18 protein-coding genes are annotated in these 25,268 nt (G+C 71.7%); 9 read left to right on the forward strand and 9 right to left on the reverse strand.

Annotated elements, in window-relative coordinates:
• Window positions 1–356: 356 nt before the first annotated feature.
• Complete coding sequence (locus AAH991_RS34580; protein WP_346230140.1) at window positions 357–1,469, forward strand: sensor histidine kinase; 1,113 nt, start codon at window positions 357–359, stop codon at window positions 1,467–1,469.
• A complete protein-coding gene (locus AAH991_RS34585) occupies window positions 1,466–2,122 on the forward strand; it encodes a response regulator (RefSeq protein WP_346230141.1) in 657 nt (218 codons plus the stop codon). Before AAH991_RS34580 ends, AAH991_RS34585 begins: the two co-directional genes overlap by 4 nt.
• A gap of 10 nt (window positions 2,123–2,132) precedes the next feature.
• Here the strand turns inward: AAH991_RS34585 and AAH991_RS34590 are convergent, their stop codons facing one another.
• On the reverse strand, window positions 2,133–3,290 hold the full coding sequence (locus AAH991_RS34590; protein ID WP_346230142.1) for a Gfo/Idh/MocA family protein: 1,158 nt from the start codon (window positions 3,288–3,290) through the stop codon (window positions 2,133–2,135).
• A complete protein-coding gene (locus AAH991_RS34595; RefSeq protein ID WP_346230143.1) occupies window positions 3,287–4,318 on the reverse strand; it encodes an aldo/keto reductase in 1,032 nt (343 codons plus the stop codon). The genes AAH991_RS34590 and AAH991_RS34595 overlap by 4 nt, the downstream gene beginning before the upstream one ends.
• A 133-nt stretch (window positions 4,319–4,451) precedes the next feature.
• On the opposite strand from AAH991_RS34595, the gene AAH991_RS34600 reads away from it, so the two are divergent.
• The 3 genes from AAH991_RS34600 to AAH991_RS34610 all read left to right on the forward strand — a co-directional run bounded on the left by AAH991_RS34600 (window position 4,452) and on the right by AAH991_RS34610 (window position 10,332).
• Entirely contained in the window at window positions 4,452–4,880 is a 429-nt protein-coding gene (locus AAH991_RS34600) for a MarR family winged helix-turn-helix transcriptional regulator (protein WP_346230144.1), read from the forward strand.
• Between the two features lie 191 nt (window positions 4,881–5,071).
• A complete protein-coding gene (locus tag AAH991_RS34605; RefSeq protein ID WP_346230145.1) occupies window positions 5,072–6,844 on the forward strand; it encodes a discoidin domain-containing protein in 1,773 nt (590 codons plus the stop codon).
• A 17-nt stretch (window positions 6,845–6,861) separates the two neighbouring features.
• A complete protein-coding gene (locus AAH991_RS34610) occupies window positions 6,862–10,332 on the forward strand; it encodes a discoidin domain-containing protein (RefSeq protein ID WP_346230146.1) in 3,471 nt (1,156 codons plus the stop codon).
• 8 nt (window positions 10,333–10,340) lie between these two features.
• On the opposite strand, the gene AAH991_RS34615 is transcribed toward AAH991_RS34610, so the two are convergent.
• Together AAH991_RS34615 and AAH991_RS34620 are read right to left on the reverse strand one after the other, a co-directional pair.
• Window positions 10,341–11,270, reverse strand: a complete 930-nt coding sequence (locus tag AAH991_RS34615; protein ID WP_346230147.1) for an MBL fold metallo-hydrolase — start codon at window positions 11,268–11,270, stop codon at window positions 10,341–10,343.
• A gap of 208 nt (window positions 11,271–11,478) precedes the next feature.
• Window positions 11,479–12,480, reverse strand: coding sequence for a zinc-dependent alcohol dehydrogenase family protein (locus AAH991_RS34620; protein WP_346230148.1), 1,002 nt, complete (start codon window positions 12,478–12,480; stop codon window positions 11,479–11,481).
• A gap of 89 nt (window positions 12,481–12,569) precedes the next feature.
• Between AAH991_RS34620 and AAH991_RS34625 the strand changes: the two genes are divergently transcribed.
• A complete protein-coding gene (locus AAH991_RS34625; RefSeq protein WP_346230149.1) occupies window positions 12,570–12,887 on the forward strand; it encodes an ArsR/SmtB family transcription factor in 318 nt (105 codons plus the stop codon).
• Here the strand turns inward: AAH991_RS34625 and AAH991_RS34630 are convergent.
• Both AAH991_RS34630 and AAH991_RS34635 read right to left on the reverse strand, forming a co-directional pair.
• Window positions 12,866–13,756 carry a MurR/RpiR family transcriptional regulator gene (locus tag AAH991_RS34630; RefSeq protein ID WP_346230150.1) on the reverse strand — a complete coding sequence of 297 codons (891 nt, stop codon included), beginning with the start codon at window positions 13,754–13,756 and terminating at the stop codon, window positions 12,866–12,868. The two genes, AAH991_RS34625 and AAH991_RS34630, sit on opposite strands and share 22 nt — an antisense overlap.
• 146 nt (window positions 13,757–13,902) lie before the next feature.
• Window positions 13,903–15,363 carry a M14 family zinc carboxypeptidase gene (locus AAH991_RS34635; RefSeq protein ID WP_346230151.1) on the reverse strand — a complete coding sequence of 487 codons (1,461 nt, stop codon included), beginning with the start codon at window positions 15,361–15,363 and terminating at the stop codon, window positions 13,903–13,905.
• A gap of 714 nt (window positions 15,364–16,077) precedes the next feature.
• Between AAH991_RS34635 and AAH991_RS34640 the strand changes: the two genes are divergently transcribed.
• From AAH991_RS34640 to AAH991_RS34650, 3 genes are read left to right on the forward strand one after another with little or no spacing between them, the layout of a single operon-like run.
• Window positions 16,078–16,683, forward strand: a complete 606-nt coding sequence (locus AAH991_RS34640) for a DUF4956 domain-containing protein (protein ID WP_346230152.1) — start codon at window positions 16,078–16,080, stop codon at window positions 16,681–16,683.
• A complete protein-coding gene (locus AAH991_RS34645) occupies window positions 16,680–17,504 on the forward strand; it encodes a polyphosphate polymerase domain-containing protein (protein ID WP_346230153.1) in 825 nt (274 codons plus the stop codon). The genes AAH991_RS34640 and AAH991_RS34645 overlap by 4 nt, the downstream gene beginning before the upstream one ends.
• A complete protein-coding gene (locus AAH991_RS34650; protein ID WP_346230154.1) occupies window positions 17,495–19,675 on the forward strand; it encodes a CotH kinase family protein in 2,181 nt (726 codons plus the stop codon). Before AAH991_RS34645 ends, AAH991_RS34650 begins: the two co-directional genes overlap by 10 nt.
• A 66-nt stretch (window positions 19,676–19,741) precedes the next feature.
• On the opposite strand, the gene AAH991_RS34655 is transcribed toward AAH991_RS34650, so the two are convergent.
• The 3 genes from AAH991_RS34655 to AAH991_RS34665 form a co-directional block, all read right to left on the reverse strand.
• Complete coding sequence (locus AAH991_RS34655; protein ID WP_346230155.1) at window positions 19,742–21,271, reverse strand: hypothetical protein; 1,530 nt, start codon at window positions 21,269–21,271, stop codon at window positions 19,742–19,744.
• Between the two features lie 120 nt (window positions 21,272–21,391).
• The gene (locus AAH991_RS34660; RefSeq protein WP_346230156.1) at window positions 21,392–23,566 is read right to left on the reverse strand and encodes an outer membrane protein assembly factor BamB family protein; all 2,175 of its coding nucleotides are present in this window, start codon (window positions 23,564–23,566) and stop codon (window positions 21,392–21,394) included.
• A 13-nt stretch (window positions 23,567–23,579) separates the two neighbouring features.
• Window positions 23,580–24,908: a hypothetical protein gene (locus tag AAH991_RS34665; RefSeq protein ID WP_346230157.1), complete on the reverse strand. Its 1,329-nt coding sequence runs from the start codon at window positions 24,906–24,908 to the stop codon at window positions 23,580–23,582.
• Between the last annotated feature and the right edge of the window lie 360 nt (window positions 24,909–25,268).

Consider the following 25,268-nt stretch of genomic DNA (forward strand, 5'->3'; position numbering starts at 1 on the left):
CGACGGGAGGCCATCGCCCCGGTGTGAGGTCCGGGACCTGTGCGAACCCGCACAGGCCCCGGACGCTCACGCACAGACCGGGACGCCGTCGTCGGCAAAGGACCGTCCACCCCGGGTGCCCCGTGACGCGAGTCGCGGGGCACCCGCTTCCGTTCCGGGCTCGCCCGCGTCGGGTCTGCGCGAAGCCGGGATACTCCCGGCGGAGTAGCCGTACACCGGGCGGAGCAGGCCCGAGGTGCCTGTGGCCGGACGACGCGGCGCGGAGGCGGCCCCGCCTAGCGTTGCGTCGTCACCAGTTCCCTCGTGAAAGGGCCCGCATGGCCGCATCGCACACAGTGCCCGCCTCCGCCCACCCTGTGAGCCGGGTTCGCCGGACCGGCTGGATCGCCGACGTCGCGCTCGCCGCTCTCACCGTGGTCCTCTTCGTGTCCGTCGCCCTCGCCACCGGGGTGCGAGGGCCGTGGAACGGCGTCATCCCCGTCGCACTGATCCTCGGCGCACTCCTGCTCGTCCGGCGCCGATGGCCGATGACCGTGCTGCTGCTTTCGGCCGCCGCCGTCTTCGCCTATCACCTGGGGCATCCCTCACCCGCCGGATGGATCTGGCCCGTCGCGGCGGCGTACTTCACCGCGGCCACCGTCTCCCGCACCCGCTGGGTGGTCGCCATCGGCGTCGCCCAGCTCGTCTACTCCGCCGTCGACGCCCGGTGGATCATCGGCAGGAACCTCTTCCGGTATCTCGTGCACACCCTCGGCGAGGGGCTGCTGCTCGCGGCCCTCGTCGCCGCGGGGCTCGCCTACGCCGCGTCGCTGCGCCGGCGCGACCTGCTGGGCGAGGCCGAATACCGCGCCCGCGCCGCGGAGGAACGCCTGAGCGTCGCGCGCGAGGTGCACGACATCGTCGCCCACACGCTGGCCGTCGTCGGCGTCCACCTCAACGTCGCCGCCGACACCCTGCGCGAGGAGCCGGCCGAGGCCGCCACCGCGCTGAGCCTGGCCCAGGACGTCAGGAACCGGGCGATGAAGGACCTCAACGCGCTCATCGCCGTCCTGCGGGAGGGCCCCGCCGGCACCAAGCCCCAGTCCGACGCGTCCGCGATCGGCGTCCTCGTCGCCGACGCCCGCGCCGCCGGGCTCGACGTCGCCCTCAGCCAACACGGGGACCTGTCCACGATCCCCGCGACCGCCTCCGTCGCGGTCCACCGCATCGTGCAGGAGGCCCTCGCCAACACGCTCAGGCATTCGGGGGCGACCATGGCCGAGGTGACGCTCACCCGCCACCCGCGATCGATCACGGTCGAGGTCGCCGACGACGGAAAGGGCGCCCCCTCCGGCGGCGTCACCGAGGGGAACGGCCTCATCGGCATGCGCGAGCGGGTGCGCGCCCTCGGCGGGACCCTCACCGCGGGCCCGGCGCCCCGGGGCTTCGCCGTGAGGGCGGAGATCCCTGTGGCAGGCTCACCGGAGTGACGATCAGAGTGCTCCTCGCCGACGACCAGGCGCTCGTACGGGCGGGCTTCCGCAGCCTGCTGGCCCGCTCGCGGGACGTGTCCGTCGTCGGGGAGGCCGCCGACGGTGCCGAGGCCGTACGGCTGGCCGCGAGCATCCGGCCGGATCTCGTCCTCATGGACATCCGCATGCCGGGGACGGACGGCATCACGGCCACCCGGAGCATCGTCACGGGCCAGGACTGCCGGGTCGTCATCCTCACCACCTTCGACACCGACGAGCACGTCTTCGCGGCGCTGCGCGCCGGGGCCAGCGGTTTCCTGACCAAGGACGTCGAACCCGCCGAGCTGCGCCGCGCGGTGACCGCCGTGGCCGCCGGCGACGCGCTCCTGTCCCCCGGGGTCACCCGGCGCGTCATCGAGCGGTTCGCCCGCCGTCAGGACCTCGCGCCCGACGCCGGGCAGCGGCTGGACGCCCTCACCACCCGCGAGCTGGAGGTGGTGCGGCTCGTCGCGCTCGGGCTGTCGAACGGCGAGATCGCCGAGCGCCTCGTCATCAGCCCTCTGACCGCCAAGACCCACGTCGCCAGGGCCATCGCCAAGCTGGACGTCCGCGACCGCGTCCAGCTCGTCATCCTGGCCTACGAGAGCGGCCTGGTACGTCCCGGCGGCTGAGGTCTCCTGCTCAGACCGTTGCTCGGGCCGTTGCTCGGGCCGTTGCTCGGGCCGTCGTGAGGGCGGATTCGATGCTGCGGTGCCGGGCGGCGCCGTGCTCGAAATCGGGCACGACCGGGGTGCCGCCCTCGCGCAGGCCGTCCAGGAACCGCTGGTAGGCGTGCGCGACCGCGTAGGCCGGCGCGTCGGCGTGGGGGTCCAGGCGCGGGACGCGGACATACGATTCCGGCACCGTCAGAGGCGCGAGTCCGGATGTCCCGCGGCCGCCTTCGAGGGTGATCGGGCTGAGCTGGAGATGGCCGACCGGTGCGGTGAGGACCAGGTCGCCCTCGGTGCCGTTGATCTCCCAGCGGAAGTTGACGCCCCGGGACATGCCTCCCCGGTAGTGGAAGGTGACCACCGCGCCGCCCGGCAGCCGTCCCGAGGCCACCACCTGGTCGGCGGCGGTCATGGGCACGGGCCGTCCACTCTCGGTGTCCACGGCCGACGTACGCCGCGAGGCCAGGTGGATCCGCAGTTCCTCGGGCTCGCCGAGGACGGACGCGAGTCCGTCGAGGGTGTGCGCGAAGGGAATGGTCAGCAGGGTCGCGCCGTTGGCGGCGTCGAGCACGTAGTGGTCGCCGGGGCCCACGGTGGCGCCCCAGGCGCCACCGGAGCCGACGACCGTCGTGGACAGCACCTCCCCCACGTAGCCATCGGCGACGAGATCCCGCACGTAGGCGAGGGCCGGGTGCGACCGCGCCTGGAGGCCGACGACGGTGGGCACCCCGCTCTCGCGCGCCTGCCGCGTCATGTCCTCTGCCTCGGCGAGCCCGTTGCCCAGCGGCCACTCGCACAACACGCTCTTGCCGGCGCGCAACGCCACCTGCACCAGTTCGCGGTGGTGCGGCACCTTCACCGCCACGACCACGAGGTCCACCTCGTCGCAGGCGGCGAGTTCGGCCGCCGTACCGAAGGTGTGCGGCACTCCGTGCTTGTGTCCGGAGCGCTCCGCCGACTGTTTCGAACTCGTGCTCAGGGCTCTCAGCTCGTACCCCGGGACGGCGCGCAGGGCCGGCAGGTGTGAGCGCCCGGCCCAGCTGCCGTCCGCCCCGAGTCCGATGATCCCCACCCCGATCGGCTTTCCGGACCGGACCCGCTCGGCGAGCGGTGACGTGGATGCGTTCACGATTCGCTACCTGTTCTTTCTGTTGACGACCGCTCGCTGTCCAGCAGAGCCATGAGGGGTGCGGCGTACCGGGTGCCGGCCGCCGCTCCGGGCGGGACGGCCTCGTCGACAGCGCGCAGGTCCGTGTCGGTCAGGGCGACGCCGACCGCGGCCAGGGCCTCCTCGACGCGGTGCGGCCGGCGGGCGCCGAGGACGGCCACGATGGTGCCCCGCTCGCGGCCTTGCGCGACGACCCAGGCGGTGGCGAGTTGCGCGACGCTGATCCCGTGCGCGTCGGCGAGCGGCCGCAGCCGCTCGACGAGGGCGAGGTTCGCGGCGAGATTGCCCGGCTGGAAGCGCGGCAGCCAGCCCGCGCGCGGGTCGCCGCCGGCGGGCTGCCGGTAGGAGCCGGTGAGCAGGCCGTGCGCGAGGACCCCGTAGGCGGTGACGCCGATGCCCAGTTCGCGGCAGGTGTCCAGGATGCCGTTGGTCTCGGGGTCACGGCTGAACAGGGAGTATTCGATCTGCACGTCGCAGATCGGGTGCACGGCGTGGGCACGGCGGATGGTCTCCGGCCCCACCTCGGAGAGCCCGATGTGGCGTACGTACCCGGCCCGGACCAGCTCGGAGATCGCGCCGATCGTGTCCTCGATCGCAGTGGCGGGGTCGAGGCGCGCGGGGCGGTAGATGTCGACGTGGTCGCCGCCGAGGCGGCGCAGCGAGTAGGCGAGCGCGTTCTTGACGTGGGCGGGCCGGCCCTCGATGCCCACGAAGGCTCCGTCGGGGCCGCGCAGACCGCCGAACTTGACGCTGAGGAGCGCCTTGTCGCGATCACCGGCGCGGAGGGCGCGGCGGATGAGGTCCTCGTTGTGGCCCATGCCGTAGAAGTCGGCGGTGTCGAGGAGGGTGACTCCGGCGTCGAGGGCCGCGTGGATCGTGGCGATGGCGTCGGCCTCGTCGGCGGGGGCCGCGTGGTCGGACATGCCGGCGCAGCCCAGGGCGAGAGGGGCGACCAGAGGGCCGCCGGTTCCAAGAGGTCGGGTGTGCATGGCGCCTCCTACGGGGCGGGGAAGCATGGATGCCGCCGACAGGGCTGCCGCGGACACAGCCGTCTGTTAGCGTTGATATTTCAACATTAGGAAGAGGCATGTTGATATGTCAACACGGAACGACGAAACAGCCATGCCGGACGAGGCCGCGACCGGAGCCGCGCCGGACCCCGTCGACTTCTGGACCGCCTTTAAGCGCGCCCACGAGGTCGTCCGGGCCCGCGTGATCGCGGACACCGCCGAGGCGGCGGGCCTGTCCGAGCCGGACCTGTCGATCCTCGTCACCCTCGGCAAGGCGGGAGGCGCCCTGCGCCAGAGCGAACTCGCCGCGTCGCTCGGCTGGGATCGCACCCGCGTCTCCCACCAGCTCACCCGCATGAGCACCCGCGGACTCGTCGCCCGCGAGCGCGCCGGCGGCGTCATCGTCACCCTCACCGACGCCGGCCGCGCCGCCATCGCCGCCGCGCAGCCCGGCCTGGACGCGGCGGTCCGCCGCCACTTCACCGACAAGCTGTCCGCACCGGAGATCGAGACGCTGACCTCGGTCTTCAGCCGGTTTTAGGACCGGAACGCGACACCGTCGGCGCCGCCGGATACCGGGCGACCTCCGACTCCCGGCCGGCGGCCCTGTGGACATCGCCGGTCAAGATCTTTTTCTTGGCTACTAAATTCAAGTATTGACCTAAGTATCGAAGGCGATCATCCTCTGGGGCAGGGCTCGCCCTGTTCACCCCCCGAAGAGGAATCGCCACCATGAGAAGACGTCCCACGCTTCATTCCGCCCGCCGCGCCCTGACAGCCGTGATCGGCGGGCTGGTCCTGGTCGCGGCCTGCGTCGTGGCCGGCGCGGCCATGTCCGGGCCGGCGAACGCCGCGCCCGTCCTGCTGTCGCAGGGCAAGGCCGCGACCGCCTCGTCCACCGAGAACGCCGGCACCCCCGCCTCGGCGGCCGTGGACGGCAACACCGGCACCCGCTGGTCCAGCGCGTTCGGCGACCCCCAGTGGCTCCAGGTCGACCTCGGGACCACCGCGACGCTGAGCCAGGTCACCCTCAACTGGGAGGCCGCCTACGCCACGGCCTTCAAGATCCAGGTCTCGGCCGATGGTTCGGCCTGGACCGACGTCTACTCCACGACCACCGGCACCGGCGGGACCCAGACCCTCACCGTGACCGGTTCGGGCCGGTACGTCCGCCTCTACGGCACCGCCCGCGCCACCGGCTACGGCTACTCCCTGTGGGAGTTCCAGGTCTACGGCACCCCGTCAAGCGGCGGGTGCGGCACGGCCGACGCCGCCCAGGGCAGGCCCGCGACCGCCTCGTCCACCGAGAACGCGTCCACGCCCGCATCGGCCGCCGTCGACGGGAACACCGGCACCCGCTGGTCCAGCGCGTTCGGCGACCCCCAGTGGCTCCAGGTGGACCTCGGCTCGGCCAGGGCGATCTGCAGGGTCGTCCTGAGCTGGGAGGCGGCCTACGCCACCGCCTTCGAGATTCAGGTGTCCGGCGACGCCTCCACCTGGACCGACGTCTACTCCACCACCACCGGCACCGGCGGCACGCAGACCCTCACCGTCACCGGCTCGGGCCGGTACGTCCGCCTCTACGGCACCGCCCGCGCCACCGCGTACGGCTACTCGTTGTGGAGCTTCACCGTGAACGCCACGGGCGGCTCGACCGATCCGACGACCGGGCCGACGACCCCGCCGGACGCCTTCTGGGGCGACACCTCGGCCATCCCGGCGGCCAGGAACGTCGTCATGGTCAAGATCCTCAACCGGACCAACGGCCAGTATCCCGACTCGCAGGTCTACTGGAGCTACAACGGCCAGGTCCACTCGATCGCCGAGCAGCCCTACTTCGACATGCCGGCCAACACGGCGGGCCGGATGTACTTCTACCTCGGCTCCCCCGACAGCCAGTACTACGACTTCATCGAGTTCACCGTCGGTCCGTCGGTCTTCAACGGCAACACCACCCGGGTGGACGCGTTCGGCCTGAAGCTCGCGATGCGCCTGCACGCCCGCGACGGCTACGACGTGGCCGTCGGCGAGGACTACGCCACCTTCGCCGAGTCGCGCACGGCGACGTTCCAGCGGTTCATGGACGAGGTGCCCGCCGAGTTCAAGCAGCTGGCCCAGGTGCAGGCGCCGTACCGCATCCCGGCGCCGGGCAGCGCCTCGATCTTCCAGCCCGGCGGGGCGTACGCGAACTACTTCACCGGCTACGCCGCCCAGCAGGGCGTGACTGCGACGACCTCTCAGGTCACCGGGTGCGCCGGGCCGCTCGCCGAGGCGCCGAAGATGTGCGCGGCGCTGAACCGGCACGTCGCCGGGCTGTCCGACGCCCAGCAGTCGGACCCGTCGAACTACTACAAGGCCGCCCCCGCGAACTACTACGCCAAGTTCTGGCACGACCACGCCATCGGCAAGCTCGCCTACGGCTTCCCCTACGACGACTACGCGGGCCACTCGTCCTTCATCTCGCACGGCGACCCGCAGTGGCTGCTGGTCGCGGTCGGCTGGTAACGCGGGCAGGAGACGCCATGAAACACCCCTCAACCCTCCGGCGCGCGCTCTCCCTCGGCCTGGCCGCCGCGCTCGCGCTGCTCGCGAGCGTCGTCGCCGGGCCCGCGTACGCCGCGCCCGTCCTGCTGTCGCAGGGCAAGACCGTGACCGCCTCGTCCACCGAGAACGCCGGCACCCCCGCCGCGGCGGCGGTCGACGGCAACACCGGCACCCGCTGGTCCAGCGCGTTCGGTGACCCCCAGTGGCTGCAGATCGACCTCGGGACCACCGCGACGCTGAGCCAGGTCACCCTCAACTGGGAGGCCGCCTACGCCACGGCCTTCAAGATCCAGGTCTCGGCCGATGGTTCGGCCTGGACCGACGTCTACTCCACCACCACCGGCACCGGCGGCACGCAGACCCTCACCGTCACCGGTTCGGGCCGGTACGTCCGCCTCTACGGCACCGCCCGCGCCACCGGCTACGGCTACTCCCTGTGGGAGTTCCAGGTCTACGGCACCCCGTCGAGCGGCACCTGCGGCGCCGACGCGGCGCTGAACCGGCCCGCGACGGCGTCGTCCACCGAGAACGCCGGCACCCCCGCCTCGGCGGCGGTGGACGGCGACCCCGGCACCCGCTGGTCCAGCGCTGCGGCCGATCCCCAGTGGCTCCAGGTGGACCTCGGTTCGGCCAGGACGATCTGCGCCGTCGTCCTGAGCTGGGAGGCCGCCTACGCCACGGCCTTTAAGATCCAGGTGTCCGACGACGCCTCCGCCTGGACCGACGTCTACTCCACCACCACCGGCACCGGCGGCACCCAGACCCTCACCGTGACCGGTTCGGGCCGGTACGTCCGCCTCTACGGCACCGCCCGCGCCACCGCGTACGGCTACTCCCTGTGGGAGTTCGCGGTCCACACGAGCGGCGGCGGCACCACCGATCCGCCGCCGACCGGGACACCGATCTCGGCGTACAAGCAGGTGACGGCCTCGTCCTGGGAGGGCGGCAACGCTCCGGCGGCGGCGCTCGACGGGCGCACGACGACCCGCTGGTCGAGCCAGTACTCCGACGACCAGTGGCTGCGGGTGGACCTCGGCGGCGCCGGGCACATCACCGGCGTCACGCTCAACTGGGAGTCGGCGTACGCCACCGGCTACCGGATCGAGGTGTCCGCCGACGGCACGTCGTGGACGCCGATCCACGCCACGACCAGCGGCAAGGGCGGGGTCGAGAACCTGACCGTCACCGGAGACGGCCGCTATGTCCGTTTCGTCGGCACGGCCCGGGCCACCGGCTACGGCTACTCGCTGTGGGAGTTCCAGGTCTTCGGCACCGTGGACACGGCGGCCACGACCGCGCCCCTGCTGTCCCCGCCCACGAAGGCCCCGGCGACCACCGGCCAGTTCGCGCTGTCCGCCCCCGCGGACAGAGCCATGGTCACCGACACACGCAGGCCCGCGTTCTCCTGGGCGGCCGTCTCCGGCGCGGTGCGCTACGAGGTCTGGCTGAACGTCAGCCGCACCGACTACGACTTCACCGCCCCGGGCAACCTGATCGACCTCTACACCAAGGTCGCCGAGCCGGCCGGCACGACTTACACGCCCGCCTGGGACATCCCCGACCGGTGGACGTACAAGTGGTTCGTCGTCGCGGTGAGCGGGTCGGGCGCCAGGACGACCTCGAACATCCGCACCTTCAGCCTCTACCTGCCCGACCTCGAGCAGGTCGCCGACGGCGTCCCGATCGTCAACGGCGCCCGCGACCTCAACAAGAACGGCACGACCGAGCCGTACGAGAACTGGCGGCTGCCCGTCGAAACCCGGGTCAACGACCTGCTCGGCAGGATGACGCCGGAGGAGAAGGCGTACCAGATGTTCTACAACGCCCAGAGCTACCCGCTCTCGGGCTGGCACTTCGGTCCCGCGTTGCCCAACGACCTGCACGCCGTCCTGCTGAACGCGTCCGGGACCCGGCTCGGCATCCCGCCGGTCTCGGCCGGCGACACCATCGCCGGATACCAGACCACCTACCCGCTGCAGAGCGCGCTCGCGGCGGGCAAGGACTACGCGCTCGACTACAAGCTCGGCGACATGCAGCGCCGCGAGGAGCTGGAGGTCGGGGCGCGCGGCGTGCTCGGCCCGCTCGCCGAGGTCGGCACCAAGGTCCTGTATCCCCGCATCCAGGAGGGCAACGGCGAGAACGCCGACGTCGCGGCCGCCCAGGTCCGCGCGCTGGTGGCCGGGCTGCAGGGCGGCCCCGAGCTCAACCCCGCGTCCGTGCTGGCGACCGTCAAGCACTGGCCGGGCGAGGGCGCGGGCGGCGAGGCCGGGATCACCTACGACGCGGTGACGATCAAGTACCACTTGATCCCGTTCAGGGCCGCGATGGAGGCCGGCGCCGTCGACATCATGCCGGGCTACGCCGGGAGCTCCTACCTCGACCCGGGCGGATCGGGTGCGGGCGACAGCAAGCCGATCCTCGACTACCTGCGGAACAACCTCGGCTACACCGGCCTCATCACCACCGACTGGCTGCCGTCCTCGGTCTGGGTCAAGGCCGCGAACGCCGGCTCGGACGTGATGGGCGGCGCCGACCCCGGAGCGACCGGGTTCACGATGACGACGTTCCTCGCAGGAGTTCCGATGGCGCGGATCAACGACGCGGTGACCCGGATCCTGCGCCTGAAGTTCACGCTCGGCGTGTTCGAGCGCCCGTACGGCGACCCGGTGAACGGTCCCTACCGCTTCCACCAGCCGTCGTACGTCGCGCTCGCCGGCCAGGCCGCCCGGGAGTCCATCACGCTGCTCAAGAACAACGGCGTGCTGCCGCTGAAGCTCAAGGCGGGCGACAACGTCGTGGTCGCCGGGCCACGGGCCACCGACGGATCGGCCTGCTGCATCTGGACGAGCTTCTTCCACCAGGAGTACGGCTCGCAGACCCTGCTGGACGCGGTCAGGGCGCGGGCGGCCACCGCGGGCGTCAACGTCCACCAGGACGCCGGTCCCTCGCCCAAGCTCGCGATCGTGGCGGTCGGCGAACCGACCTACACCCACGCCACCGCCTGGGTGAAGGAGCAGCCGCAGTTGCCCGCCGACCAGCTGGCCGTCATCCAGAACTTCAAGAACCAGGGCGTTCCGGTGGTCGTCGTGCTCACCCTCCCCCGGCCCATCGTCATCGGCGAGTGGAACGGCCTGGCCGACGCCATCGTGGTGACGTACCGGGGCGGTGAGGAGGTCGGGCCGGCGACGGCGAGCCTCCTGTTCGGCGACTACACGCCGCGCGGGCGCCTGCCGTGGCAGCTGCCGCGCGGTCTCGACCAGATTCTCAAACCGGGCGGCGGCGACGTGCTCGCCGACGCCGTCGAGGACTGGAACCTCCCCTACGACCTGGGCGCCACCGCCGCCCAGCGGTCGGAGATCCGGGCCCGCATCGACGCGGGCCAGACCGTCCCCACCACCTACGGCAACCCCCTCTACCCGTACGGAGCCGGCCTGCAGGGCTGGTCGTGACGCCGGTCTCACACTGAGGTCGGCAGCGGCCCACCGTGCCAGGCCATCGCGTCGCCGAAGGCGGCGAGGAGATCCACCTCGCCGCCTTCGGCCTCGGCGTAGGCGCGGTGCAGGTTGAGCACCAGGCGCTCGGCGTCCGCCCATTCGGCGAACACCCCCAGCTCGGCCGCCTGCGCGGCCGCCAGCGGGGTGAGCCCGTTCTCTCGTCCCGCCCGGGCGGTGTCGAGGACGAAGCGGTAGTACCGCTCGTGCGCGGCCAGAACCTGCGGCAGTTCGGCGGCGGTGGCGAGCGGTCCGTGTCCCGGCACGACGTGCTCGGGTTCGAAGGCCGCCAGCCAGTCCAGCGACCGCAGCGCCCCCTCGATCGACCCCATCAGCACCATCGGGGTGAGCCCGTTGAACAGCAGGTCCCCGGTGAACAGCACCCGCTCGCCGGGGAGCCACGCCACCACGTCCCCCGGGGTGTGGGCGGCGTGGCCGGGATGCCGCAACTCGACGCGGCGCGCCCCCACATGAACGGTCAGCTCGGAGGTGAAGACCACCGACGGCGGGCGGCGCGTCACGTGTCCCCAGTCGGGCACCGGCGTCCACACCGGCGGGCAGCCGTCGATGATCGGATCGACCAGCAACGCCTCTCTCATCGCCGCGTGCCCGAAGACGACCGTGTCGTCCGGAAGCAGGCTGTTGCCGTAGCAGTGGTCCCCGTGCTGGTGGGTGTTCACCGCCATGCGGACCGGGGCGTCGCCGGTCGCCGCGGCGACCGCGCCGAGGAAACGCCGGGTGCGTGCCTCGGTCGCGCAGGTGTCGACGATCAGGACGCCCCCGTCGTCCGCCACGGCTCCGGCGTTGTTCAGCCACCAGGTGCCGTCCGGCTGCACCCACGCGAAAACTCCCCGCTCCACCTCGTGCAATCGCGCCTCGCCGGCCCGCTCCACCACGCTCGCGACTCCTCTCGTCGGGGTCCCGCCCAGGGGACCCTACCGACAGGGGCCCCGCAGTGGGGCGCGTCCACCGCGCTGTCGCGCACCGCGAACGTGCCGGGCCGGCACTCCCGGAGCATGCCCGCGAACGGCGAGCGCGGGTCGCGTGACGCGCCGTGTCGGTCCGCGCGTATGTGCGCGGCCGGTTGTGCCACGGCACCGGGGCTCAGTGGTCCACGGTGAGGACGATCTTGCCGATCTGGGTGCCGGACTCCATGTGGCGGTGAGCGCGTACGACCGCCTCCAGCGGGAACAGGCGATCCACCACTGGGCGGAAGGCACCCGTGCGCAGGCCGGAGGTCACGAAGGCGACGGCGCGGCGCAGCCGCTCGGGCTCCTTGGTGATCTCCAGGACCGTGTACGTACGCATGTTCAGGGCGGGCATGCCCAGGTCGAATCCCGGGTACGGCGTCGGCTGCCCGCTCTGCCCACCCCACAGGAGCAACGTCCCGCCGGGGGCAATGGCCCGGGAGAGCTCCGTCACCCCGGGTCCGGCGACGGCGTCGAAGACGTGTCCGGCGCCCCTGCCCTCGGTCAGCTCCAGCACGCGCCCCGCGACATCCTCCTCGTCGGAGACGACGACCTCGGCCGCGCCCTCCTCGATCAACCGCCGCCTCTTGGCGCGGGTGCGGGTGACGGCGATGGGCGTGGCCCCGATGCGATTGGCCGTGTGGATCGCGGCCAGGCCGACGCTGCTGGACGCCGCGGTGATCACCACCACGTCGCCCGCTCGCGTCCCGGCCACCTCCACCATCGCGCCGTAAGCCGTGAGATAGGGCATCCACACCGCCGCGCCGGACACCGCGTCCAACCCGTCGGGGCGGGACAGCAGCGCGGAGGCCGGCACGATCGCCCGCTCGGCGTACACCCCGTAGTCGTTCTGAGAGAAGAAGCCCGGCAGGACGCTGACCGGCCGGCCCTCCGCGAACCCGGCCACATCCGGGCCGGCCGCCTCCACGACACCGGCGGCCTCGGTGCCGAGCCTCGCGGGCAGACGCGTGACCGGCTCGATGTACCGGCCGCGCCGGAACAGGATCTCGGCCCTGTTGACGCCGATCGCGTCGACCCGGATCCGCACCTCGCCCGGTCCCGGCTCTCCCGGCTCCAGGTCGTCCAGCCGCAGCACCTCGGGCCCGCCGATCTCGTGGAACCGCACAGTCCTCGCCATGTCGTCCTCCGCTCGTGGTGATCGCGGTTCACTGTGCGACATAAGTACGATCCCTGTCAAACTTTGATGAGTGTCGTACTATTGGTGCCATGGGACGTACGCCGCCACACCCAGAGACGTCGCAGTTCGGCCTCCAGCAGGTGCTGGAGGCCCTCGTCGACCCGGTACGCCGGAGCATCGTCGCGCAGCTCGACGCCTCCGGCGCGGACATCCCCTGCGGGGGCTTCGACATCCCGGTCAGCAAGTCCACCGCCACCCACCACTTCAACGTGCTGCGGGAGGCGGGCCTGATCCGGCAGTACTACGTGGGAACCTCACGGATGAACTCGCTGCGCCGCGCCGACATGGACGCGGCGTTCCCCGGCCTACTGGACGCGATCACCGGTCAGCCGGTGAGGAACACCTGACGCTCCGCGGCCCTGTCGTCGAACGCCTCCAGCCGGGTCTGCCCCTCGGCGGCGAGCACGTCCAGCATGCAGTGCAGCAGCGCGGTGCACAGGACCGTCGGGCCGGCGTGGGAGTCGAACGCGAAGTCCGAGCTCACCGGGGCCGGCAGGACCTCGTCCGCGAGTTCGGCGAGCCGGCCGACCGGCTGATCGGTGACGAGGGCGACCTTCAGCCCGGCGCGCCGCGCCCAGACGAGCCCCTGCGCCAGCTCACGCGGATAGCGCGGCAGCCCGATGGCGAGCACCCATTCGGCGCCCGATTCGGCCGCCCTGCTCAACCGGTCCTCCAGGACCGACCCCGGCACGTCCAGCACGCGTACGTCCGGGAGCACCTTCTCGGCGAGGTAGCCGAACAGATGCGCCAGTGGCGCGGAGATCCGCATGCCCATGACCAGGAGAGGGCTCGACCCGGCCAGCCGTCCCGCCACCCGCCGGAGCTGACCGGCATCGGCCAGGCCGTCACGCAGCCGCTCCAAATCGCGGATCTCGGAGTTGACCAGCTCCTGGATCTCGTTGAAGCGGCCGCCCGTCGTGTCCGGCGGCCGATCGCCGAACACGGACACGCGCAGCGCCTCCCGGAACTCGGGAAACCCGCGGAACCCGAGCGCGGCGGCGAACCGGGTGACCGACGGCTGGCTGACCCCGGCGCGCTCGGCGAGGTCCGCGCTGGTGAAGAAGACGGCCTCCTGCGCGTTGTCCAGCAGATACCGCGCGATCCGGCGCTGCGACGGCGAGAGCCGATGGCCGTCGAAGAGCGCACGCAGGTTCGCGGCGATCCGGGATGCGTCCAGCACGGCGAGCGGCCGGCCGGTCTCCGGGACGTGCCTCATCGTCGAACACTTCCCTTCCTCGTGGGTGACGGCCCGCCCCCGGGCCGGCCGCCTCACTCATGAATCGCGAAGCGCCCGCCGGATGCAACGCCGCCGGGCGGCCCCCATGGGGACCGCCCGGCTTCGTTGCTGCTGTGTGGTGTCGGTCAGCTCTTCGGGCCGTTGCCGTTGAACCGCGTCTTGCACTCCTGCAGCCGCACGTCGACCCGCTCGCCCCGGTCGACGGTCACGTGCACCGTCTCGAGGACCTCACCGGTCGGGCGGGCGCAGGTCAGCGTCCAGCTCTCCTTGATGAAGTTGCCCGGCCCGGTGGCGACGACGCCGGTCTCGGTGTAGGCCGGGGCCGGGCGCACGGACGGGTTGACGTGCCAGGCGAACGTGCCGTTGGTGGGCGCGACCAGCGTCGACTCCAGGTGGGTGGGGACCCTCTGGGGCGCGTCGACGACGTTGTTCGCCTGCCTGATCGGCGCGGTCCACAGGTCGAAGTCCTTGGTGACCTTCAGGACCGCGCCCTTCGGCGCCTTACCGGTGATGACGGAGTGGCCGGCCGGATCGGCCGCGTACTCCAGGGCCACCATGAACGCCTCGCGGTTCGACTTGCCCTCGTAGCGGCCGGTGCCCGTGTAGTCCTCGATCACCTCGGAGTAGGTGTTGTTGGTCGACTGGGTCTTCATGATCTCGAAGGTGAACCCGAGGCCGCGGGTCGCGTAGTACGACCAGTCCGGGGTCTCGCCTGTCGTCTCGTAGTCGAAGCCCGACTTCATGCCGGTGTAGCCGTTCTCGGCCGTGATCGCGTCGGTGAGGGCGGCGTAGACGGCCTCGTCCGGGGTGTCGCCCGCGCGCTTCTCCAGCGGCGGGCGAAGGACGGTGTGGCCGGAGGTGTGGTTCGTGATCAGAACCGTGACCTGGTTGTTCTTGGTCAGGTCCATGACGTTCTGCACTTCGGGCTCGGAGCCGGGCCCCGGTCCGCGGGTAGTGGCGTTGGAACCGGCGTTGCTGCCCCAGCCGAAGGGGTAGTTGCGGTTGATGTCGACGCCGGCGTTGCTCGCGCACGTCGGGGACACGCCGCAGCTCGTACGCCGGTTGATGACGAACCCGTCGACGTTGACGACCGGGACGAAGATGACCCGTGCCCGGTCGAGCAGGCCGGTGATCCGGGGGTCCTTGCCGTCGTTGCCGATCAGGTCGTGGGCGAACTCCATCGTGTGCTCGCCGGAGGGCCACTCGTTGCCGTGGTGGACGCCCATCATCAACAGGACCGGCTTGCCGTCGGCGGCGTCGACGTCGTGGCTGACCTCGATGCCGTACACCTCCCGGCCCTGCCGGGTCTTGTGCGGCAGAGTGATGTGCTTGACGAGGCCGGGGTGCTCGGCGCCGAGCGCGAGCATCTCGTCGTTGTAGTCGGCGATGGTGCGGTAGGTGGTCCGCCCGCTGGGCAGGCTCGGCGCCGCCTGCCGGACTATCGCCTGGGAATCCGCCGTGACGGCGGCGCCGGCGCCGGCGGCCGGAACGGCGAGACCTGCCAGAAAACCGACGCCCAACGCCAGCGCGAGAACGCGTTTTCCGGCGGAAGAGGCAGTGGAGGGGAACGTGCCTCCTGAAGACATGCTGAAACCTTTCTCAGCCACGGAAGAGCGGGAAACGCGAACGCGTCCTTTTCTCCGAGCCGTCTTTCGGCAGTACGCGACACCCCCCGAACAGCCGCTGACTGCAAATTTTCACCAAGTCTGCGGGTTGAATAATCACCTGTCAACCATCGATCGGCGGCCTTCTCCGCACACCTTCGAAAAGCGTCAGTGATTTCTCGCACATGGACGAAAGCCGAAGTGCGAGAAGAGCACGCCGATGCCCCGAGTCTCATCGGCGGTTCTCCGCACGGTGCCGTGCATGCGATTCGGGCAGTCGGCGTCCGCGGCCCGGGTTGGGCGCCGGGCGCACGGTCGCGCCACCGCGACCGGGCGGCGGGATCCCGTTCGCGGCGCGGCAGCAACCGTCCCGCCCGACACAGGCGGGGGCCTTCGAGCACCCGGGCGGGGGTGAAAGTTTCACTCCGATACGCCCCGATCCGGATCACTCTTCACTCCGGGTAAACAACGACGTACATGCCCATTGTCAAGGCTGACCAGGGAACTTGGCCCATTTCCGGCAGGACGGCGTACCAGAAGTTCATTGACGCGCCACTCGTCATTCACCTATCGTTCCGCACGGGTTGCCGAAAGTTTCTTTTGTTATACGAAACTTTCGCGCAACTCTTCCGCGGACCCCTGCGAGGAAGCGGGTGGTGCCCTGCCCGTCCCGGCAGCGAATCAGGAGGAACGACCGTGCTGTCCCAGCTCGTTCTGTTCGCGATCGACATCTGCGCAGTGGTATTGCTCGTCTTCGGGCTCTATTTCCCCCGGCACCGCCGACGCGACCTGGTCGTGTCCTTCCTCGGCGTCAACATCGGCGTCCTCGCTGTGGCGAGCGCGTTGAACGCCACCGACACGGGCGCCGGGCTCGGGCTGGGGATGGCGTTGTTCGGCGTGCTGTCCATCATCCGCCTGCGCTCGACCGAGCTCGACCAGCACGAGGTCGCGTACTACTTCTCGGCCCTCGCCCTGGGGATCCTCGGCGCCCTGAGCACCACCTCGGTGTGGCTCAGCGCCGGCCTGATGGCGCTCATCCTCGTGGTGATGTTCCTCGGCGACCACCGGCGGCTGTTCCGGCACTACCGGCACCAGATCCTGGTGCTCGACTCTGCCTTCACCGACCACGTCGCGCTCGTCGCGCACCTGGAACAACTGCTCGACGCCCGGGTGCACGCCGTCACCGTCCAGCGGCTCGACCTGGTCAACGAGACCACCGTGGTCGACGTCCGCTACGCGCGGACCGGCCGCGCGCCGATCACCGAACCCGGCGCACCCGCACACGCCGGAGCGCACCGATGACCACGACGCCCATCGGGCCGGCCCTGGCGCGACTGGCCCCGGTCGGGCTCGCCGAGCTCGTCGACCGGGCCGCGCTGCAGACCCGGGTGGACCGCAAGTATCCGGTTCCGGCGGAGTCCCTGCCCTTTCTGCTGGAACGGCTCACGCCGTACGCCCGGGTGCTGGACATCGACGGCGAACGCAGCTTCCGCTATCGGTCGGTGTATTTCGACACCCCGCAGCTGGTCAGCTATCACCGCGCGGCCCAGCGCAGGCGGCGGCGTTTCAAGGTGCGCACCCGCACCTATCTCGACTCCGCCGAGTGCTGGCTGGAGGTCAAGATAAACGGCGCGCGGGGGAGCATCACCAAGCACCGGCTGCCCTATCACCCCGGGGACTGCGGCACCGTGGACCCGGGGCGCGACTTCGTCGACGAGGCGCTCGCCCGCGAGTCGATCGGTCCCGCCGCCGGGAGCCGCCTCGACCCGATCCTGGTGACCGAGTACCGGCGCGCCACCCTGCTGCTGCCGGACACCGCGAGCCGGGTCACCGTCGACACCGCACTGACCTGGCGGCACGGCGACGCCACGCTGTGGCTGCCCGGCTTGGCCGTCGTCGAGACCAAGACCGCCTCGGCCGCGACGCTGGTCGACCGCATGCTGTGGCGTGCGGGCATGCGGCCCGCCCGCATCTCCAAGTACGCCACCGGCCTGGCCGCTCTCCGCCCCGACCTGCCCGACGGGCCGTGGCGGCGGACGCTGCGCCGCCATTTCCACGGCGCGGCGTCACCGGCCGGTCCCACACTCTCCCCCCTCCCCGAACAGGAGGCATCGTGCGTCTGACCCTCCGCAGCACCGGCGCGGCCGCGGCCCGCCGCGTCACGAGGGCCGCGGTCGCCGCCGTGGTCCTCGCGGGACTGCTCAACGCGTACCCGCCGCCGGCCGGCGCCGCATCGGCGTCCGGCGCCGGGCCGGCCGGACGCGTCGCGAGCGCCGCCACGTCCGCCGCCACGTCCGCCGCCGCATCGGCAGCCGCGTCCGCCGCGGCGGACGACCTGACGGGCGACATCGTCTTCTCCGTGCCGAGCGGCACCTTCCAGGGCCAGGTGTCGGTGTCGCTGAGCACCGCGGTCAGCGGCGCGCAGATCCGCTACACCACCGACGGAACGCCGCCCACCGCGCAGTCGGCGCTCTACGGTGGCCAGCCGTTGCAGTTCACCCGCACCACACAGCTGCGCGCGCAGGCCTTCGCCGGCGGCACGGCGTCCGGCGAACCCGGCACGGCCATGTACGTCGCCCGCGACACCACCACGGCCCACGACCTGCCGGTGGTCCTGATCGACTCGTACGGCAAGGGCAAGCCCGGCCGGGAGTACCTGGACGCCGCGACCATGATCTTCGAGCCGGGCGGCGGAGCGACGACGTCGCTGGCCGCGGCCCCGGCGGTCGCCACCCGCTCCGGATTCCATCTGCGGGGACAGTCGTCGGCCAGCTTCGAGAAGGCGCCGTACCGCCTCGAGTTCCGGGACAACGACAACGACGACGCCGACTACCCGGTGCTGGGGATGCCCGCCGACTCCGACTGGGTGCTGCGCGGGCCCTTCCCCGACAAGTCGCTGATCCGCGAAGCCCTGGTGTACGACCTCGGCAAGGAGATGGGGCTGAAGGTGCCCCGGTATCGGTTCGTGGAGCTCTACGTGAACGGCGACTCCGGTCCGGTGGGCGCCGACGACTACATGGGCGTCTACCTGCTCACCGAGACGATCAAGAACAGCAAGAACCGTCTCGACCTGAAGAAGCTGGACGAGGACGACACGACCCTGCCGAAGATCACGGGCGGGTACATCTTCAAGTTCGAATGGATGGCCGCGGAGGAGCCGACACTGGCGTGCACCGGGGCGGCGGCCACCTGCTGGACCTACCTCGAAGTGGTCGACCCCTCGCCCCTGCAAACCCAGCAGAAGGACTGGTTGCGGGGCCACATCCAGGAGTTCCACAACGTGCTGCACGCGCAGAACTTCGCCGACCCGAACACCGGCTACCGGGCGTACATCGACGTGAACTCCTTCGTCGACCAGCTCATCGTCTACGAGCTGAGCCGGAACATGGACGCCAACTATCGCAGCGCGTACTTCTACAAGGACCGGGACACCAAGATCTTCGCGGGCCCGCTGTGGGACTACGACCTCACCTTCGGCGTGGGCGGGTTCTTCCAGAACGACCAGGCCGCGGGCTGGCAGTACCAGCAGACCCGGCAGCCGGTCGCCAACGACTGGTTCACCCAGCTCATGCGGGATCCCGCCTTCGTCGACCAGGTCAGGTCGCGCTGGCAGACGCTGCGCCGTGGCCTGCTGTCCGACTCGGCCCTGCGGAGCAGGATCGAGGCTCTCTCCGCGCCGCTGGCGAACGCGGCGCAGCGCAACTTCCAGCGCTGGCCGAACCTCACGACGCGGACCATCGGCTTCTTCAACACGCCGACCGCGTCCACCTGGCAGGGGCAGGTGCAGTACCTGCGCGACTGGACGCTGAACCGCGCGGCGTGGCTGGACTCGACGTCGGGGTGGGGCGGCCCGGTCACCTCGCCCAGCCCGAGTCCCTCGCCCAGCCCGAGTCCCTCACCGAGCCCCTCCCCCAGCGTCTCGCCGAGTCCCTCGCCGAGCGCGAGTCCGAGCCGGTCGCCGAGCCCTTCGCCGAGCCCTTCGCCGTCCGGCGGGACGACCGGCGCGTGCTCGGCGACGATGCGGGTGGTGAACTCCTGGGCCGGCGGGTTCCAGGGTGAGGTCACGGTGCGCGCGGGCAACGCGGCGGTCAACGGCTGGACCGTGAAGTGGACCTGGCCCGGTGGGCAGACCATCACCCAGCTCTGGGGAGGCCTGAGCTCCGGCTCCGGCTCGGCCGTGACGGTGCGCAACGAGACCTGGAACGGCTCGGTCGCGGCCAACGGGAGCACGACCTTCGGCTTCATCGGCAACGGTTCGTCGGCCACCCCCGCGGCCACCTGCACCAGCCCCTGACGGGGGACGGCGAGGTCCCGTTCCGGCCATCGGCCCGGGCGGGACCTCCGCACACCTGCGTGACGGTCAGCCGCCTCCGACGTGCCGGGACACCAGCGCCGACATCACGGCGGGCGGCAGTGCCGGATTGGCCGCGGCCGCCTGCCCCACCGCCCAGTCGTCGTCGGCGAGCAGCTCGACGACGACCCGCGGCGGCAGTGCCGGGTGACCCGCGGCGACGGGCCTGGCCCGCGGATCCCGCAGGCAGGCCGACAGCGCCCGGGCCGTCGCGTTGGGATGCCGCGCCACCTCGCGGAACGCCTTGCGCGCCGGCGGATCGTGCCGGACCAGGTCCTCCAGCAGCTCCGGCGGGGCGTCCGGATTCCTCGCCACCCTGGCGACGACCTGTACGCCGTGCCGGGCGACCATCGCGCGCAGCCGGCTTTCGGACAGGCCCGGATGCGGCGCGACAGACTTGGCGACCTTCGCGTCGGGGTCGGCGGCGAGCGCGTCACGGGTCGCGGGCGGCAGATCGCGCCGTTCGGCCGTCAACATCCGCACGGCCGGGTCCGGCGAGGCGGCCAGTTCCTCCACCTCCGCCCGCGAGGCGGCGGCGATCCGCGGCAGCAGGGTGGGACCGACCCTGACGGCCCCGGCCAGCCGGGTGAGCACCTCCAGCGGTACGCGTGGGTTGTGGGCGAGCCTGCGCCGCACGTCGTAACCGGCGTCTTCGGCCAGCCGGTGGATCAGGGCGTCACCGATCGAGGAATTCTCCGCGAGAGTGCCGCGGATGCCCGCCTCCGGACTGCCGGCGAGGCGTTCGTACACCTCCGGGGGCAGGTCGGTGCGGCCGGCCAGCTCCCAGCGCAGCAACGTCGAGGGGTGATCGGCGAAGCCGGCCACGGCCGCGGCGGGCGTGGCCGGGTTACGCAGCGCGTACTGCTGCGTCGCATGGACCGTGGACTCGTGGGAACCGTCACACGAGGCGTCCGACGGCAGCCCGCAGTCGGGCTCCTGACAGTCCGGGTCGTGGACGAACGGCGTCCGCTTCCGGTCGCAGACCAGGCACCGCCGAGCCGGGGAGACGCCTTCACCGGTGAGCAGCGCGGCCAGCACCTCCGGCGGTGTCGCCTCGTTGACGGCCACCGCGCGGCGGACCTCGGCATGCGGGTGCTCCGCGAGCCGCGCCGCCGTGTCCGGCGTCGTCCACAGCGCGAGCTCCGCGACGACCCCTATGTCGGCGTCCGCCGCGAGGACTTCCGTCACATCGGACGGAAGACCGGGGCAGCCGGCCAGCCGCTCCCGGCGGCCGGGGTCCGGATCCGCCGCGAACAGGCGTGCCCATTCCGGACGGCCCGCTCCCTCGGCGAGCAGGGCGAGCGCGGCGGACGGCTGCGCCACCGGATCGATGTCGCCGGCCGTCAGCAGACCCCGCTCCGCGAGCCCCGCCGCGCTGTCCTCGTCACGCGCGACCAGCGCCGCCGCCTGCTCGCGGGTCAGGTCCGCGCGCTCGGCCAGGCCGGCGGCGACGACCTCGTCCGCGGTCCTGACCAGCCGGTCCAGCAGATCGGACGGCAGGGCCGGATTGACCGCGAGGCCGTACAGGACATGGTCCACAGGGACATACTGCCTTGGCTTTGATCATCACGGCACGTTCCCGCCCGACATGGCGGAGAAGCCGTCGGCACGGCCATCCCGTGCCGCGGCCGTCGCCGCGGGCACAGGATCGTCGCGCGTTCAGCTCTCCCCGGTGCCGACGTAGATCACCGCGTGCTTCACGGCGACGGGCGTCCACGGCACGATGACCACGGCGCCGCTCCGTTCGAAGACCCGGGCGTCCTCCCCGTCGGTGCCGTACTCCTGCGGCAACTCCGCCACCTCCGCCGCCTTGCCGGTGGCCGCGTCCAGGCGCACGAGCCGCGGAGGCAGGTCGCGCCGGTCGCCGACCTCCAGGGCGAGCAGGCCGTGGTCGTCCGCGCGGACGAGAGTCAGCATCGTGGGTTTGGTGCCGGACGACTGCCACACCTGCTTGCCGGTCTTGAGGTCGAAGGCGAGCGCCATGTCGCTCGACCGCCCCGCGCCCTTCACGTTCTCCGGGAAGGTCATGAGGTAGAGACGGTCACCGTGCACGGCATAGCGGCGCTGCTCGAACATCCCGTTCACGAACGGCACCGTGTTCATGGCGAGCATGTCCACCTTGCCCGTCGTGAACTCGCTGACCTCGCCGCCCCGGTCGTCGAGGACGGTGAAGGTGTTCCTGTCGCCGTCCTCCCGGCTGACGATCGGCGGGTCGGCCGACAGCATCGTGCTCATCAGGCGCAGCTCGCCTATCTTGTGCTGCCATCCGGCCTTGCCGGTCTTCGGGTCGAGCGCCTGCACGACGCCGCCCGAGCCCCGGAAGGCGCAGTCGAGGAGCAGGGCCACCCGGGTGGCCGCCGCGTTCACGTCCTTGACATGGCAGCCTTCGGGCAACTGGTAGGTCCACTGCTTGCCGCCGTCCGACAGCCGGTAGCCGGACAGGACGCGGTCGGCGTACACCACGGCGACGTCGCCCGCGCTCATGATCTGAGGCACGATGAGCAGGTTGGCCAGCCGGGACTTCTCCGCCGGAATCCTGACCTTCCAGGTGATCTTCCCTGTCGCGGTGTCGATCCCGGCCAGGTGGTCGCACAGCTGGTCGCTGCCGTACGCCACGGCGCCCTTGCCCTCGGCCAGGTCGGGGGTGGCGCCGCAGAGCTGGTCACCGGGCGAGGGCGTGCCCCAGGCGCGCTTGCCCGAGGCCAGCTCGTAGGCGAGCACCCCGTCCCGCTGCACCCGCATCACCGTCTTGTCGCCGAGCCAGCTCGCGAACGCGAGCCCCTGGGAGAAATCCATGCTGTCGGCGTTCGCGAGCGGGACGGACCACTCCTTCCCCCCGCCGCCGCCGGGTCCGGTGCCGGAACCTCCGCCCGCCACGAACCAGGCGGTTCCGGCGCCCACCGCGAGCAGCACCACCAGCCCGAGCGCGACGAACAGCAGCGTTCTGCCGCTGCCTCCGGGTGCCGACGGCTGTGGCGGGGGACCCTGGGCAGGAAATGCCGGAGCGGCGTAGCCCTGCTGGCCGGGGTAGCCCTGGCCCGCGTAACCGCCCTGCTGAGCGGCGTAGCCCTGCTGACCCGGGTGCCAGGGCGCCTGGCCCTGCCCGGGCGGAAGGGGGGCCGGAGCGGCCTGACCCGGCTGCTGCTGTTGCCAGGGCTGCGGGTACGGCGAGCCGGAATACCCCTGACCCGGCTGGCCCTGAACCGGCTGGCCCTGAGCCGGCTGGCCTTGAGCTGACTGGCCCGGCCCCGGGTACCCCTGGCCCGGCTGGCCCTGCCCCGGCTGGCCCTGACCCGGCTGCCCGTACGGTGCCGAAACGCCGGGGGCGTCCGGGCCCCAGGTCGCGGCCTGGCCGGGCGGGCCGTACCCGGGAGGGGTCTGCGGGCCCGGCCCGGGCTGCCCCGGCGGCGCGGGCGCATCCCACTGCCCCTGACCACCCTGCTGGCCGTACGCCTGCTCCCCATACCCTGCTTGACCTGGCACGGGCTGCCCGTACGCCTGCTGGCCGTAGGCCGATTGACCATACCCGGGTTGGCCGACCCCGGGCTGACCGTACGCCGGCTGGCCTGGCACGGGCTGCCCGTACCCTGCTTGGCCGGACGCAGGCTGCCCGTACGCCTGCTGGCCGTAGGCCGACTGGCCATACCCGGGTTGGCCGACCCCGGGCTGACCGTACGCCGGCTGACCGTACGCCGACTGGCCGGGGGCGGGCCGGCCCCATCCCCCCGCCGCACCCGGCTGCCCCTGGCCCGGGTGCGGCTGCTCCTGCCCGTCGAGGTACGGCGCGGGCGCGTTGGAGCCGATGTGCGGGTCCCCGGCATGCTGATCCGTCATGTCTCTCCCCCGATCACGCGAGCTGGGCGCGGACGTAGCCCGCCCACTGCCGCTCGAAGCCCGCCTTCGTCACCCCGAGCGCCTGGAACATGGCGGCCTCGCTGTCGTCGCCGGACGCCCGGTAGGCCGCGACCACGCCCTCGACCAGCTTCCGCTCGCCGTACTTCTCGGCGATGAACCGCATGGCCAGATGCCCCATGAAGTAGTTGGTGTTCGTCATCCCCTTGAAGTCCCAGAGAGCGTTGGTCGGCAGCGTGCCCTCGAAGGGCATGGCGAGCCGTCCCTGCAGGTAGGCGCGGCCCTCCGGGAATCGCCGGTTCTCCGTGATCGGCCGGTCCCGGCCGGCCACGTACTCGGCGAAGCCCTCGACGATCCACTTCGACCTGCCGAGGAAGCTGAACTCCGCACTGTCGAGGCCGGCGATCAGCGAGTGCGCCAGCTCGTGCTCGGAGATCTCCAAGATGCCCTGGTCGTCCTTGAAGAACGCGGTGGTCGTGTCCATCACGACGCGGGTGCCGCCGACCTTCACCGTGTCGTCTCCGACCCCCCAGCTCGGCATGCCGATCGAGATGCCGGCCTCCTCCGCCTTGGCCGTACGGAACAGCCTGCCGAGCTGGGCCTGTCCCTTGACCAGCGCCACGACGAACCCGGCCGGCACGGCGGCGTTCGGATCGCCGTTCTTCCGCCAGAACGCGAGGTCGCCCGCGGCGGCTGCGGAGACGGTCGGCGCGACACGCCGGGCCAGGGCGGCGTCCTGCGGCCTGGCGAGAACCAGGTTGCTCCCCGCCTTGACCACCGCGATGTCCGGCCAGATGTCCCACGGCCCGGGGTAGTACATCGTCTTCGACTCCTCGCCGCTGATCGTCGGCGGCGCGCCTGCCACCTTCGTCACGACGAGAGGCGCGTGCGGTGACGCCTTCTCGATGGTCCAGCGGTACCACTCGGCGACCGGACGCAGATCGATGCCGGCGAAGCGGTGGACGAACGCGACGTCCTGCGTGAACTTCACGCCCCGCCCGAAGCTGTCCTCGGCCCGGCCCTGGCGGCGCAGCACCTGGTAGGACTTCTCGGCCAGCGGCATTTTGCGCAGGTTGGCGAAGACCCTCGCCTGACCGCGGACCAGAGCGGTGTTCTCCTGGTCGAAGATCGAGGTGAACGCCTTCGCGTCACCCGAGGCCAGCGCCTTGCTGTGCCCCTCGACCAGCTCGGCGATCTCCTCGTCCTTCACGACGACCGTGTTCGGGTCGGTGACGCCGTCACCCGCGGCGCCGCCACCGGAGCCTCCGCCCCGCAGGACCAGGCCCACCCCCGCGCCCACCGCGACGACGAGGACGAGAGACACGATGCCGAGCGTCACCCACAGCCCGGTCTTGCGTCTTGGGGCGGGGGGTGGAGGAGGCGACTGCCACTGCTGTGGTGGTGGAGGACCGTACCCCCATTGCGGCTGAGAAGAAGGTGGAGACTGCCACTGCGGCGGTTGAGGCGGATACTGCTGCTGATAATCGGGCCCCGTCGTCACTTCTGCCCCGTAATGATCACAGTTACCGAAAGGCGTAAATCGTACCAGCGACCGGGAAGCGCCCACGGGCGCTTCCCCCGCCGCACCCCCATGCTTTCGGTAAGGCATCTGACCAGCGGATTTCCACTCCATCGGCCGAACGTGCCAGACCCTGGCGGACGATCCGCAGGGACCCGCGGCCAT

This window comes from Microbispora sp. ZYX-F-249 (genome assembly GCF_039649665.1).
GTDB lineage: Bacteria > Actinomycetota > Actinomycetes > Streptosporangiales > Streptosporangiaceae > Microbispora > Microbispora maris.

Coding starts and splice junctions, on each gene's coding strand:
- AAH991_RS34595 (WP_346230143.1), bottom strand. CDS start 4,318: ATGCACACCCGACCTCTTGGAACCGGCGGCCCTCTGGTCGCCCCTCTC.
- AAH991_RS34600 (WP_346230144.1), top strand. CDS start 4,452: ATGCCGGACGAGGCCGCGACCGGAGCCGCGCCGGACCCCGTCGACTTC.
- AAH991_RS34605 (WP_346230145.1), top strand. CDS start 5,072: ATGAGAAGACGTCCCACGCTTCATTCCGCCCGCCGCGCCCTGACAGCC.
- AAH991_RS34610 (WP_346230146.1), top strand. CDS start 6,862: ATGAAACACCCCTCAACCCTCCGGCGCGCGCTCTCCCTCGGCCTGGCC.
- AAH991_RS34620 (WP_346230148.1), bottom strand. CDS start 12,480: ATGGCGAGGACTGTGCGGTTCCACGAGATCGGCGGGCCCGAGGTGCTG.
- AAH991_RS34625 (WP_346230149.1), top strand. CDS start 12,570: ATGGGACGTACGCCGCCACACCCAGAGACGTCGCAGTTCGGCCTCCAG.
- AAH991_RS34630 (WP_346230150.1), bottom strand. CDS start 13,756: ATGAGGCACGTCCCGGAGACCGGCCGGCCGCTCGCCGTGCTGGACGCA.
- AAH991_RS34635 (WP_346230151.1), bottom strand. CDS start 15,363: ATGTCTTCAGGAGGCACGTTCCCCTCCACTGCCTCTTCCGCCGGAAAA.
- AAH991_RS34645 (WP_346230153.1), top strand. CDS start 16,680: ATGACCACGACGCCCATCGGGCCGGCCCTGGCGCGACTGGCCCCGGTC.
- AAH991_RS34660 (WP_346230156.1), bottom strand. CDS start 23,566: ATGACGGATCAGCATGCCGGGGACCCGCACATCGGCTCCAACGCGCCC.